This window comes from Endozoicomonas numazuensis, from assembly GCF_000722635.1.
Lineage (GTDB): Bacteria > Pseudomonadota > Gammaproteobacteria > Pseudomonadales > Endozoicomonadaceae > Endozoicomonas_A > Endozoicomonas_A numazuensis.
Genome location: NZ_JOKH01000002.1, coordinates 411212 through 425376 on the forward strand (window position 1 = coordinate 411212; position 14165 = coordinate 425376).

At 46.5% G+C, this 14165-nt stretch carries 14 protein-coding genes; 3 read left to right on the forward strand and 11 right to left on the reverse strand.

Features of this window, described 5'->3' with window-relative positions:
• Nucleotides 1–58: 58 nt before the first annotated feature.
• From mazG to rlmD, 3 genes are all read right to left on the reverse strand, one after another.
• Nucleotides 59–880, reverse strand: coding sequence for a nucleoside triphosphate pyrophosphohydrolase (gene mazG / locus GZ78_RS09190; protein ID WP_034834929.1), 822 nt, complete (start codon nt 878–880; stop codon nt 59–61).
• Nucleotides 877–3123 (reverse strand): GTP diphosphokinase, encoded by a 2247-nt coding sequence (gene relA, locus GZ78_RS09195; protein ID WP_034834935.1) that lies wholly within the window; start codon nt 3121–3123, stop codon nt 877–879. The genes mazG and relA overlap by 4 nt, the downstream gene beginning before the upstream one ends.
• Before the next feature lie 228 nt (nt 3124–3351).
• A complete protein-coding gene (gene rlmD, locus GZ78_RS09200; RefSeq protein WP_051785989.1) occupies nt 3352–4692 on the reverse strand; it encodes a 23S rRNA (uracil(1939)-C(5))-methyltransferase RlmD in 1341 nt (446 codons plus the stop codon).
• 325 nt (nt 4693–5017) lie between these two features.
• Between rlmD and GZ78_RS09205 the strand changes: the two genes are divergently transcribed.
• Nucleotides 5018–5641 carry a hypothetical protein gene (locus tag GZ78_RS09205; protein WP_034834936.1) on the forward strand — a complete coding sequence of 208 codons (624 nt, stop codon included), beginning with the start codon at nt 5018–5020 and terminating at the stop codon, nt 5639–5641.
• A 4-nt stretch (nt 5642–5645) separates the two neighbouring features.
• The gene (locus GZ78_RS09210; protein WP_034834938.1) at nt 5646–6332 is read left to right on the forward strand and encodes a hypothetical protein; all 687 of its coding nucleotides are present in this window, start codon (nt 5646–5648) and stop codon (nt 6330–6332) included.
• A 312-nt stretch (nt 6333–6644) separates the two neighbouring features.
• Here the strand turns inward: GZ78_RS09210 and GZ78_RS09215 are convergent, their stop codons facing one another.
• The 3 genes from GZ78_RS09215 to GZ78_RS09220 all read right to left on the reverse strand — a co-directional run bounded on the left by GZ78_RS09215 (nt 6645) and on the right by GZ78_RS09220 (nt 8399).
• The gene (locus GZ78_RS09215; protein WP_034834940.1) at nt 6645–7619 is read right to left on the reverse strand and encodes an IS30 family transposase; all 975 of its coding nucleotides are present in this window, start codon (nt 7617–7619) and stop codon (nt 6645–6647) included.
• A gap of 80 nt (nt 7620–7699) precedes the next feature.
• Nucleotides 7700–7840, reverse strand: a complete 141-nt coding sequence (locus GZ78_RS30270) for a hypothetical protein (RefSeq protein ID WP_236631518.1) — start codon at nt 7838–7840, stop codon at nt 7700–7702.
• A gap of 52 nt (nt 7841–7892) precedes the next feature.
• Complete coding sequence (locus tag GZ78_RS09220; protein WP_034834942.1) at nt 7893–8399, reverse strand: hypothetical protein; 507 nt, start codon at nt 8397–8399, stop codon at nt 7893–7895.
• 315 nt (nt 8400–8714) lie between these two features.
• Here GZ78_RS09220 and GZ78_RS09225 point away from each other — a divergent pair, with 315 nt between their 5' ends.
• Nucleotides 8715–9149, forward strand: coding sequence for a transposase (locus GZ78_RS09225; RefSeq protein ID WP_034834944.1), 435 nt, complete (start codon nt 8715–8717; stop codon nt 9147–9149).
• A gap of 59 nt (nt 9150–9208) precedes the next feature.
• On the opposite strand, the gene GZ78_RS09230 is transcribed toward GZ78_RS09225, so the two are convergent.
• The 5 genes from GZ78_RS09230 to GZ78_RS09250 all read right to left on the reverse strand — a co-directional run bounded on the left by GZ78_RS09230 (nt 9209) and on the right by GZ78_RS09250 (nt 14155).
• Entirely contained in the window at nt 9209–9718 is a 510-nt protein-coding gene (locus GZ78_RS09230; protein WP_034834946.1) for an REP-associated tyrosine transposase, read from the reverse strand.
• A 108-nt stretch (nt 9719–9826) separates the two neighbouring features.
• On the reverse strand, nt 9827–11152 hold the full coding sequence (gene ltrA / locus GZ78_RS09235; RefSeq protein ID WP_201772648.1) for a group II intron reverse transcriptase/maturase: 1326 nt from the start codon (nt 11150–11152) through the stop codon (nt 9827–9829).
• A 396-nt stretch (nt 11153–11548) separates the two neighbouring features.
• Nucleotides 11549–12190 carry a lipase family protein gene (locus GZ78_RS09240; RefSeq protein ID WP_034834947.1) on the reverse strand — a complete coding sequence of 214 codons (642 nt, stop codon included), beginning with the start codon at nt 12188–12190 and terminating at the stop codon, nt 11549–11551.
• Nucleotides 12191–12230: 40 nt separating this feature from the next.
• Nucleotides 12231–12887, reverse strand: coding sequence for a hypothetical protein (locus tag GZ78_RS09245; RefSeq protein ID WP_034834949.1), 657 nt, complete (start codon nt 12885–12887; stop codon nt 12231–12233).
• Between the two features lie 20 nt (nt 12888–12907).
• Nucleotides 12908–14155, reverse strand: coding sequence for an HlyD family type I secretion periplasmic adaptor subunit (locus GZ78_RS09250; protein WP_051785990.1), 1248 nt, complete (start codon nt 14153–14155; stop codon nt 12908–12910).
• Nucleotides 14156–14165: the final 10 nt, after the last annotated feature.

Here is a 14165-nt window from a genome sequence, read left to right on the forward strand (position 1 = left end):
ACGGGGTTGGGTCAAATAAGGATATTACTTCCGGACTATCCCTTATAGGGAAAGGCGGTCAACTGACTTTCCCCTTTTGCCAGTAAGCTTCCATCTCGTCGAGGGACAACTGCTGAAATTCATACCCTTCTTCAGCAGCCCGCACTTCCATAGAACGAAAACGCTTTTCAAACTTGTCACTGGCTTTGCGCAGTGACATATCCGGATCCACAGATAAATGACGGGCAAGGTTGACGCAGGCGAACAACAGATCACCCACTTCTTCTGAAACGCGATCATTGCCCTGATTTTCTGTCACCGCTTCACGTATCTCTTCCATCTCTTCATGAATTTTATCGAATACGGGCTCCATTTCCGGCCAGTCAAAACCGACTTTGGCAGCCGCTTTTTGCAGCTTGAAAGCCCGTGTTAGCGAGGGCAGAGCTGCAGGTAACTTTGATGGCATGACAGACTCAGAAGCCTTCTCACCTTTTGCTAACTTTTCTTTCTGTTTGATGGCCTGCCAGCTCTCAACCACCTGCTCAGAAGTTGTGTCATCCTCGGCAGATTTTCTCGATGTCAGGGTTCCGGCAGGAAATACATGAGGGTGACGGCGGACCATTTTCTCAACCAGTCCGGCAGCCACCTGATGAAAGTCAAAATACCCCTCTTCTTCTGCCATTTTTGAATGAAACACTACCTGAAAGAGCAGATCGCCCAACTCTTCCCGGAGGTTATCAAAGTCTTCGTTCGCAATAGCGTCGAGCACTTCACAGGTTTCTTCCAGCGTATAGGGGGCAATGGTTGTAAAATCCTGCTCCAGATCCCAGGGACAGCCGGCTTCAGGATCCCGAAGCCGACTCATGAGATACAACAGGTCTTCCAGACTGCTCTGACTCATTTCCCTTCCTTGCGATGACGCGCCACTTCAATCACATTGGGCAATTGATTAACTTTGGCAAGAACCGTACTTAATTGTTGAAGGCTCTGTACCTCAACTGTCAACAACATATTCGCAATATTATCTTCCTTGCTGGTACGAGTCTGAACCGACAGAACATTCACCCGCTCATTGGCCAATACAATGGTGATATCACGTAGCAAACCAGAACGGTCGTATGCTGTAATGATAATCTCCACCGGGTACATGTATTCCGGAGAATGCCCCCAGTTCACCTCTATCAGCCTTTCTGGCTCTTGCTCCTGTAAATTCAGGGCGTTATTACAATCTTGCCGGTGTATCGTCACACCACGGCCCACCGTGATATAACCAATAATGGGATCACCCGGCACCGGATGACAACACCCTGCCATCTGGGTTAGCAGATTACCAACGCCATCAATGGTGATGGTGCTGTCGGACACTTTTTCCTGGGGTGTGCGAGTTCGAATTTCAAACGCTTTCTCTGCTTCCGGTTCCAGCTCTCTCTGAGCCAATGCCACCGCCTGAGTGACACGATAATCACCTGCACCAATGGCTGCATGCATATCATCGAGCTCTTTAAAAGGCGTTTGAGGCAGCAGTTCGTTGAAATTTATCCCAGTCAGAGCCAGTCGTTTAAGTTCTGCATTAAGCTGATTGCTGCCATCAATAATATTGGAATCACGATCCTGCTTTTTCAGCCAGCTGGTGATTTTTGCCCGGGCCCGGTTGGTGGTGACATAACCAAGATCCGGGTTAAGCCAGTCACGACTGGGTTGTGCGTTAGGGCCGGTCAGAATTTCTACCTGATTACCGGTTTTAAGACTGTGATTCAGTGGCACAATACGACCACCGACCTTGGCACCACGACACTTCAGACCGACTTCAGAATGAATTCTAAAAGCAAAATCGATGGGCGTAGCCCCCACAGCCAGATCCACCACATGGCCTGCTTTGGTGAAGACATAAATGCGGTCTGGCTCAACATCTGAGCGCCACTCTTCTGCAATTCCCCCCAGGTCACCCAGCTCTTCATGCCACTCCATGACATTACGCAGCCAATTCAGCTTTTCTTCGTAACTGTCACTCTTGGTATTAACGTCGGTGCCCTTGTATTTCCAGTGCGCACAAACACCCAGTTCAGCTTCTTCATGCATGGCTTCGGTACGAATTTGCACCTCAAGTGTCTTGCCTTCTGGTCCAAATACCGCAGTGTGCAAGGATCGATAACCATTTTCCTTGGGCGTCGCGATGTAATCATCAAACTCCTGAGGAATATGATTAAAAAGCGAATGCACCACACCCAGAGCCGCATAACAATCCCGGACTTCCCTGGTGATGACCCGAAAAGCACGAATGTCATAAAGATCTCTAAAGTCCAGCCCTTTGCGCTTCATTTTGCGCCAGATGCTATAAATGTGCTTGGCTCGACCGTAAACGTTAGCTTCTATCTGCGCCTCACCCAAGGCATCTTTTAGCTGATCCACCACATGGTCAATATACTGCTGACGATCCGTTCTCTTTTCGTCCAGCAGACGGGCAATTCGTTTGTAATCCTGCGGATTCAGATATCGGAAAGAGAGATCTTCCAGCTCCCATTTGATGTAACCAATACCCAGACGATGAGCCAGTGGTGCATAGATCTCAAAGACTTCTCTGGCTACCCGCCGACGTTTGTCTTTGTCTGCGTCTCTCAACGCTCTGATGGCACAGGTCCGTTCTGCCAGCTTGAGCAGCGCGACCCGGACATCGTCGATAATCGAGACCAGCATCTTGCGGACTTTTTCCAGCTGATCCTGACTCTGGTCCAACACCAGAGCTCTGGCGGGATTCAGCAATTCACTGATAGCCGCCATGCCCTGGACGTCCTTGATCAGGCGAACCACGGTCTTACCGAAGTCTTCTTCCACCTGTTTCATGGACAATTTACGCTCACGCACTGCACGATAGAGTGCTGCGGCAACCAGTGTTTCGGTATCCAGTTTCAGCTCTGCAAGGATTTCGACCATCTCAAGACCGGTACGAAAACAGCCTGGCCCTGTCGGCCAGACAGTATCTGCCTGCTGACGTGCTTCCTCTTCAGCCCAGCGACTGAGTTCACAGGCGGCTCTCAGGCGATCCGTTCCGGTCACACCAAAGCTTTCCTGCATTCGCGTCAGCCAGGCTTCCAAATCAACGGAGCCATCAAAGCGGACGGGATGATCTTCTCTAACCTTTACCATGAAAGTTTTCCACTTATTACTTTGGAGGTACGGCCTGACTGAAGGGCAATACCTCAAGGCTCACAGCTGCAGAGCAGAAGCCTGCCCGAAAATGGACAGCCTCTAAAACTTATCATTTATTAAAACAGTCTCTGCAAACCATGGCACCTATTCACTATATAAAAATGTGTTATATGTGGTGTTTTTACTGTTAAAACCTTTCATCGTTACAGAATCCAGGCTTTTAGCTCAGAGTTTTCTGAACAGCGCCATGGATTCGACATGCCCGGTTTGCGGGAACATATCCATCACACCCAACCTGACCAGCTCAAACCCCTGCTGCGCAAGAGCACCGGCATCCCTTGCCAGAGTTGCCGGGTTGCATGAGATATACAACAACCGATCCGGTATATGACCTTTCATCTGTTCAATAATTTCGAGGGCACCGGTTCTTGGCGGGTCCAGCAACATGGCATCATAGCTCTGATGTAGCCAGCCTTCTCCGGACTTATTACCTGCAACCAGTGCGGACAGATCAGCCTGATAGAACTGACTGTTCTGCAGCCCATTGAGTTCGGCATTGAACGCCGCTCTTTCAACAGAAGCTGCACTGCCTTCAACACCAATAACAGATCCTGCTTTTCTGGCCATAGCCAAAGAAAAGTTACCGAGACCACAAAAGAGATCAAGCACCCGATCCTCTGGCTTCAAATCTAGCCAGTCCAAAGTCTGGGCGACCATTTGGCAATTAACAGGCCAGTTCACCTGGGTAAAGTCAGTGGGTCTGAACTGAAACTTGAGATCTAACGCTGGTATCCGGTAATAAAGCCAGGGATCACCTACTGGCGAAAACAGACAACTGACGTGCTTTTCATCACCCATCAGATAGAGATGTAATTGTTGTTCCTGAGCAAAGCGTTCCAGCCTGTTCAAATCAGCTGGCGGCAGAGCTCTGATATGCCTGAGCAAGAGTGCCCGACCCGAGTCTGCAAGAAATAGCTCGGCATGACTGATCGCCTCTCGCTGTTTCAACTCAGGAAGCAGTGCTCGCAGTTGCTCTGGCAAAGGTTGTAGAGGCTCTGCCAATACAGGACACTCGGTGATATCAACTATCTGCTTGCTTTGCTTCTCTCGAAACCCCAGAGATAAACGCCCCTTTTTCCAAAGAATGGACAGCCGTGCACGATAGCGATAGCCATAGGGTTGAGAAACCAGAGGTTCGGCTATTTCAGCCGGTGTCAGTGATGAGAAGCGCTGTAACTGGTCCAGCACAATACTCTGTTTGCCCTGCAATTGCCCTTCATGGGACCAGTACTGCAGGCTACAACCGCCACAGACTTTAAAATGCCGGCAGGGAGGAGAGATACGCTCATCTGAAGCAGATTCGATATCGGTTACCCGACCGTTGCTATATCGACGTCGATCATCTGTCAGCAGGACTGAAACCTGCTCGCCGGGAAGCCCTCCTTCAACAAAGAGGGTTTTGCCCTGTAATCGGGCAAGACCACGGCCATCATGAGACAGGCCGTGTACAAAAACCTCTCCAACTACACGGCGCCTGCCGCCTAGAGAAGCCTTTTGAGATCGCATGAAACTGTATCCTTCAGATTCAGAAATACGCAAGCAGTTTGGATTAGAAAAGACATTCACTCAAACAATAGAACTATTATTGAGATGAATAAAAACGTATTTTCAGATACCAGACTGCGGAAAGAATAATTTTCGCTGCGCATTATACCTACAGCTGTATAAAATTTCAGTGTCCCAGAGCAATGTCTGTGTAAATATTTTTTGACCCATCAGATGAGTGCATCGAGCTAGCCAAGGAAGGTTTACCAGAAACCTTCACAAGTTAAAAATTAGCTTACACTTACACATCCCAGCGATCACTTGAGTGGGCTCAACCGAGGTGCTAATGAAGCTTTTCCAGACAAGTAATATTATCTACTTTACCATCTTGTTTGGCGGGTTACTGATCGGTATTCCTTTAACCGCAAAGCCTGCCCCAACATTTGAAAGATCAGCCATCCTTTCAGAAATCAGAGCACTGCAGGAAACGCTGGAGCAGCAAAAAATCGTACTGGCGGAACAAGAGCAAGTATTGATTAAATACAACAATAACTATTCTGACATGCCTCTCTACGAAACATGGGATGCAACCCTGTATCAGAACCCCGAGAACTGCACCAATACCACACGCAAAGAGCACGAGAAACTGGTCTATAAAGTGGCCAGTTACACAACTCTTGCACTGGCATCCATCCCTGCAGTCATTGGCCCTGCTGTCGAAGGCTATCGCCACCACATCACGTTTAATGTGAAAAAAGAGTCCGTGCTTTTGACCGCTTTTACCTGGCCCATTGCTTCAGCCTTTGGCAACACCTTTTTTGATCTCCACATTGCCACCAATCAGGAAGAAGACCTGCTACACAAGATACTCAATGCGGTGCCGACCACAATGATTGTATTAACCAGTCTCTATACCGCAGCCTCTCTGGTCCATTTCGGCAGAAAATACGGATTTCAAGGTGGCTGGTAAGTACATGAAGTTATTCGCAAACTTTCTCAGCCAACGATCAGCGCTCTCGCATCGAGGCTTCCTCAAAGCATTATTCTTCTTTCTTTATTTTGCATCACTCAACCTACCCGCCGCCGTATTCGAAGCGGACTTTAATGACTGGAATATTGATGAGCTCATTGAGTTCAGAGATAAACTGAAATCAGAGGTGTCACACTATGCATTTCAGATCGCTGAAAATGAGCGACAGATATACAAAACAAGAACAAACGAAGCCCAAAACACGGATTACACAGGCAGTGGCCTGACGCCTCTCAACTGCTCCAATGCAACCCAGCCTGTTATTAATGAGAAACTTCAAACATTATCAAAAGCTTCATCTTACATATCAGGCGTTTCCACCGTCATAGGACCGGGTACAGAAATTATTCATAACTATGTTGCCCACTACCGAAGAAAACTACCTGTCCCCCTGAGCAGCTACGGCTGGCTGGTGCTGGATGAAGTCTGCAACCTCTTTTTTATAGCGCACTTTACGTTTGACTGGCTGAACGGCGATGACACCCTCGGCTCGTACATTGGCAACATTGTGCCTTCTATGATGATGATTACCATAGATAATGTCGGACTGCTTACACTGTTTATTATTCACACCCGACTGATACAATTGAAGACTCCTGAGCGGCAATCCTTGCTGAATGGGATAAACTGATACAATTGACTCACCGCTACTAAAAACCTACGACAATCACTGATTATCTGGGTTTATCTACACCGTCAACACGGCTGCATACCGAAGTATGTCTTACGCCACTCTTGTGTAGGGTTTAAGGTCGAGCTGTAACGTGTCTCGACCATATCTATCTAGTGCCCGAACGGAAAATGCTCTTTTCTGTTCGAAGTTCAGCCTTCATAAGCCAGATATTTGAATAATCGATCAATAGGCTTTCTGATTTGTCAGTTTCATCGTAATTTTCTTACCAAACTCGTCATTTCTGCAATTTCAAGACAAGCGACGCTGGATTCAAGCAATAAGTGCAAGCAACTCCCCGGTGTAGACTTCGAGCGGAGTTCGCCCACCTAATACTTTTCTCGGCATGGTATTGATTAACAATTCAGTTTCTCGAATCTCTGCTGCTGTCAGACCCCCGAGAGCCATTTTCTTAGGCCAGGTTCGACGGATGATGCCATTAGTATTCTCGTTCGTTCCTCTCTGGTAACTGGCATAAGGCTTGGCAAAAAATACATCAGCACTCACTGCTTTAGCTACCTTTTCATGAGCGGCAAACTCACCCCCGTTATCCAGTGTGATGGTGCAAACAGATGATACCCGTCCCAGCAATTTAATCATGCTATCTGCAACCGTTTCTGCTTGCTTGTTGTCCACTTTATCAATCAGTGTGAAGCGGCTTTTTCGGTCAACCAATGTCACCAGGTGAGCGTCCTGTCCAAATACCGTGTCACCTTCCCAGTCTCCCAGGCGAGACCGAAGATCTACAACCTCAGGACGTTCAGTAATATCAACGCGATTGGGTATCAGGGAACGTCCCGCCTTGCGTTTACCGCCCTTGCAGCGTCTCTTTCCAAAACGAGGCAGCTTCTTGTACAGTGTGCCTCCGCTGGCCTTGTTATCAGCGATACGAGCGTAAATAGTGGTATGGCTCAAGGTGATTTCAGGGATCTCGATTTTCATCCTGCAGCTGATGTTCTCAGGTGACCAGCCAAGCAGCAGACCATTTTCTATAATCGGCATTTGTCGTTCATCGACTTTACTGTATTTTCTGGCTGACACTCTACGATGAATAGCCATACTGTGAGCTGTCTCGGCACAATAACCGTTGCCATCAGTATTGCGTTGAAGCTCCCGAGATAAGGTGCCTGCACTGGTGCCAATTCTCTCTGCAATCTCTTTCTGCGTAAGACCTGTCCCAAGAAGAGCTTCGATCTGGTATCGTTGCCCCTGAGTCAGTTGCTTGTATAGTTTGGTTTGTGTATTCATTCCTGACTTCCATTTCTGAGTGTGAGAGCTACAGAATGTACCAGCAGCTGGCTCACATCTGAAATATCAGTCGATTGCACTTATTGTATTAATCCAGCATCACTTTTCAAAAGATTTAAAGTTGTTGGTATACCTTCTGTACCAAATTGATACATAGCAGAAATTATTGCAGCCCGCTCATTAGATTCCGGAACAACAAATCCAGCCATTTGCTTATCCAATGACTTTTCATAGCTATCAACAACCTTATTTAGAAGTTGTGTTGCAACTTGCTCAGAAGGAAGGAAGTAAGTAATTCATATCCTTCGCAAAAACCTTCATGATCTCTGTGTATTTTTCTTCATTAGATAAAGGTGAGGATATATTAAATCCATTATCCACTATTGTTTTATCCAATATCGTCCTATACAAGAATTCTGCACTGCTATTTTCATCCAGATTCAAGCCCAGAGATATAGCAATAGCGTGTAATTCACTAGCACTACCAGACTTACCATTAATAGCACTTAGATCTTTGGCTTTATTTAGTATCGCAACTTGTTCATTATTTAATGTCTCTGCACCAACAGAAGAAAGCGTATTATTAATTGATTCAACACTTCTAACAAGAAAATCAAAACCGTATCCTACTGCAAGATTTTTTTTACCATCATAATGTGCAGAAAGATCAATTTCTCTAGCTGGGCTATTTTTAAACAAGGGGGCATTTTCTTGTATTTTTATCTCACTATTTCTTGTTTCAATATAGCTTTTTGAAGTTATATTAAATGTAAACGACACAATAAAATTCCTTTTCAACTAATATCTTTTTAATTAACAGTATTTTCATTCGAAAAACACTCTGCACCGATGATAGTTACCTATATCACCTTTAATTAGCGATTTAGCATGCAAAATACTCACACTTGAACCACTCCACAAGTATTTACCAGGATATCTCTTCACTAAAGCAAATACATAAATTTCACCTTTATATTTAAGGCTCTTCAGGGATAACTGTGGGTAAAAATGAACAGATTTTGAGATAAAAGCATCAGTAGCAAACTTTTGATAGTTTTTTGTTGATGGACAAAAAAACAACAAAAGTGACCACTGATGCTGATTAAAACTATCCTCAATAAAGTTCATAAACTCAAGTCATTTGTTTATCAAGATGTAAAGCTCGGCTTCTATCAAGGTTCTGAAGTATTCAATGTAACCGTTGTTCCACGAAAGAACAGTCACGCTATCTGCTCAGGATGCCAGAAGCCTGCTCCTGGCTATGATCATCTTGCTGAACGTCGCTTCGAGTTTATCCCTCTCTGGGGCATCAGGGTTTTCCTGCTCTACATAATGCGACGGGTGGAATGCAATTCATGTGGTGTAAAGGTTGAACAGGTTCCATGGGCTGATGGCAAGAAGGAGCTGACCAAAGTTTACATGCAGTTCCTCGCACATTGGGCAAAAAAGTTATCGTGGAAAGAGGTTGCCAGTAGTTTCAGTACTTCATGGGAGAAAGTCTTTCATGCTGTTGAGTACGTTGTTGAATGACTCGTTCCCACGCTCCAGCGTGGGAATGCATACCTAAACTCACCATAACCGATCCACCTCTAACAAACCTCAACACCAAGGTAATTCCTCGCGCTGGAATAACGCCAGTGTTCTGCTCTATCCACATAACCACGCTTCACCGGGTTTTGATGAATATATTCCACTTTCTGTCTCATCGTAACTTCACCCTGGATTAACTCGGGGTGAACACCTTCCTGCCAGAACTGAAAAGCCCTGTCATTTTTATACGCCTTCTTGTAAAAAGCCAGCTGGTCGAGTACTGTTTTTGCTTTTCTCTCACTCAGCCACTGGATTAACTGCTTGGCGGTGTAAGCTTTAAATTTTGCTATATCTTTATCCAACTCTGGACTCTGCGCCAGAATGTGTAGATGATTTTCAAGAATCACATAGGCATGTATTTTCATGCCTTGGCTCATCAAATGTCTCATTGAGTCCAGTAGTATGGCGACAGTCTCTGGCCTGGTAAAAACAGAGATCCAGTGCAGTACGGTTAACGTCATAAAATGCGGTTGATCCGGTTGAGTGAATTTATATCGACTTCTACCCATTTCTTATTCCGAGTGTTTTATTAGTCAGATCGGGATAGGGCGTAGCCTCACGGCTACGCTCCTCCCACAACACCCAGCATACGGGTCCGTACTGGGCGTTTCGGCCAGTTAAGCGGCCAACAATCTGATTAAACCTAACTTATCAAACCAACTATTGGGTAGCGCCATGTGTAACGCAGGACTCCGGCTCACTCGCCAATGTCCTTTTCCTGAAGCTACCGTTTGCCTTGTCAGTTTGTCACTGATTCCCTGCTTTCGCAGTTCCTTGTACCGCTTTGGGCTTCTCTTCCATTGATACCAGAGCAGACTTCGCAACCGCCTTCTTATCCAACAGTCAAAGTGTTCAAACTCTGTGCGGGTTTCTACTTCTCGGAAGTAGTTCTTCCATCCCTGCAAGTACCTGTTGAGTCCTTCCAGCCTCTGCTCAAGGGATCGACCTCCCTTTCGGGTTAGCTGTCTGATTTTATCCTTGAAGCGCTTGCCACTCTTTGTCGCAAGGGTTTTCCTGCCGTCTCGGGTAAAACTGTACCCCAGAAAGGGGCGCTTCCATGCCCGATCAACCGCGCTCTTTGTGTGATTGACTTTCAGTTTCATTTTACCCTCGATCAGCTTGACCAGACTGGCCATCACCCTTTCCCCTGCCTTCTTACTTTTAACAAACACACGACAGTCGTCAGCGTACCGAACAAATCGCAGACCTCGATTTTCGAGCGTTCTGTCAAGTTCGTCCAATACTATGTTTGAAAGTACAGGAGACAGGGGACCTCCCTGTGGCACACCCTCCGCTTGCGGTTTTACCAGCCCGTTTTCCATCACTCCGGACTTCAGGAATCGACGAATCAAACGCAATACATCCTTGTCCTCTATATGCTCTGCCAACTTTGCCATCAGTCGATCATGGTTGACCCGGTCGAAAAACTTCGACAAATCAATATCCACCACCCAGTTGTAACCATCCTTCATATACAACTGAGCCTGACTGATAGCCTGATGTGCAGACCTATAGGGCCTAAATCCGTAGCTGTAAGCCGAGAACCTTGGCTCCCACTCTGCCTGCAATACTTGTTGTATTGCCTGCTGCACCATTCGATCAAGAGCTGTTGGTATACCCAACTTTCGCTCTCCTCCGTCCGGCTTGGGAATCAGAACTCTTCTTACTGGAGTGGGTTTCCACAACCCTCTGCTCAAACACTGCCTCAGTTGACGACCATGCCCTTGTAAATACGTGAACAGGTCTTCCACTGTCATGCGGTCAATGCCTGCCGCTCCTTTGTTGCGTTTTACTCGCTGAAAGGCTTTCTTCAGATTATTGGGGTGGGCGATACGTGCCATCAAGCCTGTATCGCTTGCCGGGCTTTCGTAATCCTGTGATGCCGACACAACCTCAGCCCTCATAACGTCGCAGCCTCCGGTTCCGCCGTGACCACTTGGCATGAGTTCCAGTGTTTGCTGGATTTGTCTGCGTCCGGTGTATCGAATAACAGAAACTATTCACCACTCTGTACCGTTCAGGCCTTCACTGACATTCGCCAGCTACTATGCCGTCTGCTGACTTCTGTATGGCGATCAGGCCACCTTACGATAGCCTCAGTCCGAAATATCAGACACCACACAGACCTCCCGAGGTAAGTCACACCGCCTTCGCCGCACAACCGCCAGATCTACTGCCTGAATGTCCGGATGAGTATGGACTTCGTCATCATACGCTGACTCGTCCTCACGCAGACAGCCTCATATCTGATTTCTGTTCGTCGGCTCGCGGTTTTGCTCCACACTGCCTTCAGCCTGCATCTCACGATACAAACCTTGTGCTTCGCTAGTCCTTCGCCCTCATCTGGCTGGACAGGGGACTTTCACCCCCAAGCTGTGTGACATGCTCGGCACACGTATGCATTCCCACGCTGGAGCGTGGGAACGAGTCAAAGTACCATCACCATTAAACTCTGAATAGGCCGTATTTAAATGCTCCCAGTACTCATTGTATGCAGGGTCAGCATTGATGTAGCCAGAATTCACCATATACTCATGGAGTTGGAGCATAGCCTGCTGGGAGTAGGCAGAATTTTCAAAGTTTGCAGGATCAAAAACCTGTGCAGGTTTATCAAACAGCACAGCCATCAAAGATGCCAGACCACCACCCAAGGAGTGGCCGGTAAACGAGATATTTGCGTCTGGGTATTTTGCCTTGGTTGCAAAATACAAATCAACGGCTTGCTCTAGCTGCTGACTATAAGCTCCCGTTGCCAGTGGTGCATTTGCAACAATAGTATCATTGAGAACATTATCGGTACCCGAGAAGGCAATAACAACTTCCGTTCCATTCGTATAAACAGCTCCGATGAAGTCGCTTTCTTCATCAATTACCCTCTTCCCATCCATTTGCCAGCCATCTTGCAAAACAATGGTATTCGACTCATTTGTCTTATATACATGCAAAGCAAGTTGTGCGTAAACACTAGTTTCTATTGTCATTATTTCACTTCCTTATTAATAGTATTTCATGGGTTACTGCTTATAATTCACAACCACCTCGTGAATACGGCTTATCGGTGACACACCGATACTTTGGTGCACCTCTAGGCCTTTTTAACCATCGTTCCTTTTTCTTTTTCAGAGACAGGTTTCTTTCACCACTGTATCTGACTCTCACCAACATATTAGGTGACGTTCTCTGTTCGATATATTTCATGGATATAGGATAAGGAACCCATTCACCCAGTTCATAACGGAATTCTATGTACTTATATTTTGGATCGGGTAGGCCAAGCAGAGTCACTCTTCTAGGGCCATCCGTCGTATACCAGGTAGCAATCACAAACCACTGACCAGTCTCTGGATTTTTGTCAAAAACAACAGGTAAGAAGCTGGAACTCCACTCTTTTGGCTTATCAGATATATCATCACCTATGATACTCAAGGTCATATTCTTGACCTCTATAAACCCAGGCCCTGCAATTTGCCCTCCTTTTTTAAAATAGGCAGCCCTTTTTACCCACACCACTTCACCAGTCGACAAAGCTACCTCTTCCTTCCATGAAAAACGATTCTCACCATCCCAATCGACGTACCAGTAAACCGCTACTATCGTTAAGACGAAGAAGGAAAACACTTTATGTTTTTTGATAAAAAGCCAAAGCTTTTTACTCAACCCAGCAATAAATTTCATCATTCCATTTCAACCTCTCAAAGCTAGCGCTCCCTGATACTCTCCTGCTTAAACCTCAAAAGCGGACTCAAAAAATACTCAATCAACCGCCGCTGTCCCGTTTTAATTTCCACCGCCACACTCATTCCTGGCGACAGGTTCACTTTCCTTTTCTCCACCAACATCCAGCCCTTCACAATCTGAACGTTGGCCAGATATCTCAACCCCTGCTTTTCATCCGGTACAGCATCATTGGAAATATTGATCAATTCACCTGATATCTGACCGTACTTGGTGAAGTTGAAGGTATCGATCTTCACTTCAGCCTTCTGTCCTTCCTGCACGAAGCCAATATCTTTGTTCAGCACCCAGGCTTCCACTTCCATCTTTGCTTCTTTTGGGACGATCTGCATCAGTGCCTGTGCGGGTTGTACGACACCGCCAATGGTATGTATTTGCAATTGCTGAACGGTGCCATCTAACGGCGCTGTGATCAGTTGTTGATTGTGCAATTCCTGTGCCTTGATACTTTCCTGTTTCAGACTGGCGAGCTGTCGGTGCAGTTGTTCTTGTTGATCCAGGCTTTCGCGTCGGGTTTGGGCGTGGAGGCTGAGGAGTTGGTTCTGAATCTCTTCCTGCTCGGCTTCCAGCTGTTGAACTGCTGCTTGCTGGGCTTTGATGTCTTCTTCCAACTCGATACGTTGCTGTTCCAGTTCGAGATACTGCACTTTTGATCCGTAGTTCTTTTTATACAGACCTTCCAGCGCCTGGGTGCGCTCCTCGATAATAGGCAGAACCCTTTGCAGTTTGGTGACAATGGCCTTTATAGTGCGCTGTTCTGCGGCTTTGCTCTTTAACTGACTCTTAAGGGTTTCAGAAGCTGATACATAATCTTCTATCTGTTGCAGCAACAGTTGCTCTTCAAATTCATGGTTACCTTCAACCATGCCTTGTGGGTAATAAGTCTCCAGATTGATTACCGCTGGTCTTGAGTGACTATCAATATCAAGATAATCAGTAAACGCCTGCTGTCGTGCCAGCTGAAGAGTATAAGCAGTCATCTCTTTGGTCAGCCTGACCAGCTCAGCCTCAGTGACAGTACCCACCAGAGTGACCAGAGGGTCACCGGTTTTCACTTCATCACCTTCACGAATATGAATCGCCTGTACTTCTCCAATCACCATGGGCTGAATGGTTTTTACCCGTTCACCGGGTACTATCTTGCCCTGAGCAGTAGCCACAATATCGATCTTGCCCACACAGGCCCAGATGATGGCAATAATAAAGAGCACCACAATGGCT

What these genes read in the sequence shown, in the direction of transcription:
- mazG (WP_034834929.1), bottom strand. Translation starts at nt 880, where the DNA reads ATGAGTCAGAGCAGTCTGGAAGACCTGTTGTATCTCATGAGTCGGCTT.
- relA (WP_034834935.1), bottom strand. Translation starts at nt 3,123, where the DNA reads ATGGTAAAGGTTAGAGAAGATCATCCCGTCCGCTTTGATGGCTCCGTT.
- rlmD (WP_051785989.1), bottom strand. Translation starts at nt 4,692, where the DNA reads ATGCGATCTCAAAAGGCTTCTCTAGGCGGCAGGCGCCGTGTAGTTGGA.
- GZ78_RS09205 (WP_034834936.1), top strand. Translation starts at nt 5,018, where the DNA reads ATGAAGCTTTTCCAGACAAGTAATATTATCTACTTTACCATCTTGTTT.
- GZ78_RS09210 (WP_034834938.1), top strand. Translation starts at nt 5,646, where the DNA reads ATGAAGTTATTCGCAAACTTTCTCAGCCAACGATCAGCGCTCTCGCAT.
- GZ78_RS09215 (WP_034834940.1), bottom strand. Translation starts at nt 7,619, where the DNA reads ATGAATACACAAACCAAACTATACAAGCAACTGACTCAGGGGCAACGA.
- GZ78_RS09225 (WP_034834944.1), top strand. Translation starts at nt 8,715, where the DNA reads ATGCTGATTAAAACTATCCTCAATAAAGTTCATAAACTCAAGTCATTT.
- GZ78_RS09230 (WP_034834946.1), bottom strand. Translation starts at nt 9,718, where the DNA reads ATGGGTAGAAGTCGATATAAATTCACTCAACCGGATCAACCGCATTTT.
- ltrA (WP_201772648.1), bottom strand. Translation starts at nt 11,152, where the DNA reads ATGCCAAGTGGTCACGGCGGAACCGGAGGCTGCGACGTTATGAGGGCT.
- GZ78_RS09240 (WP_034834947.1), bottom strand. Translation starts at nt 12,190, where the DNA reads ATGACAATAGAAACTAGTGTTTACGCACAACTTGCTTTGCATGTATAT.
- GZ78_RS09245 (WP_034834949.1), bottom strand. Translation starts at nt 12,887, where the DNA reads ATGATGAAATTTATTGCTGGGTTGAGTAAAAAGCTTTGGCTTTTTATC.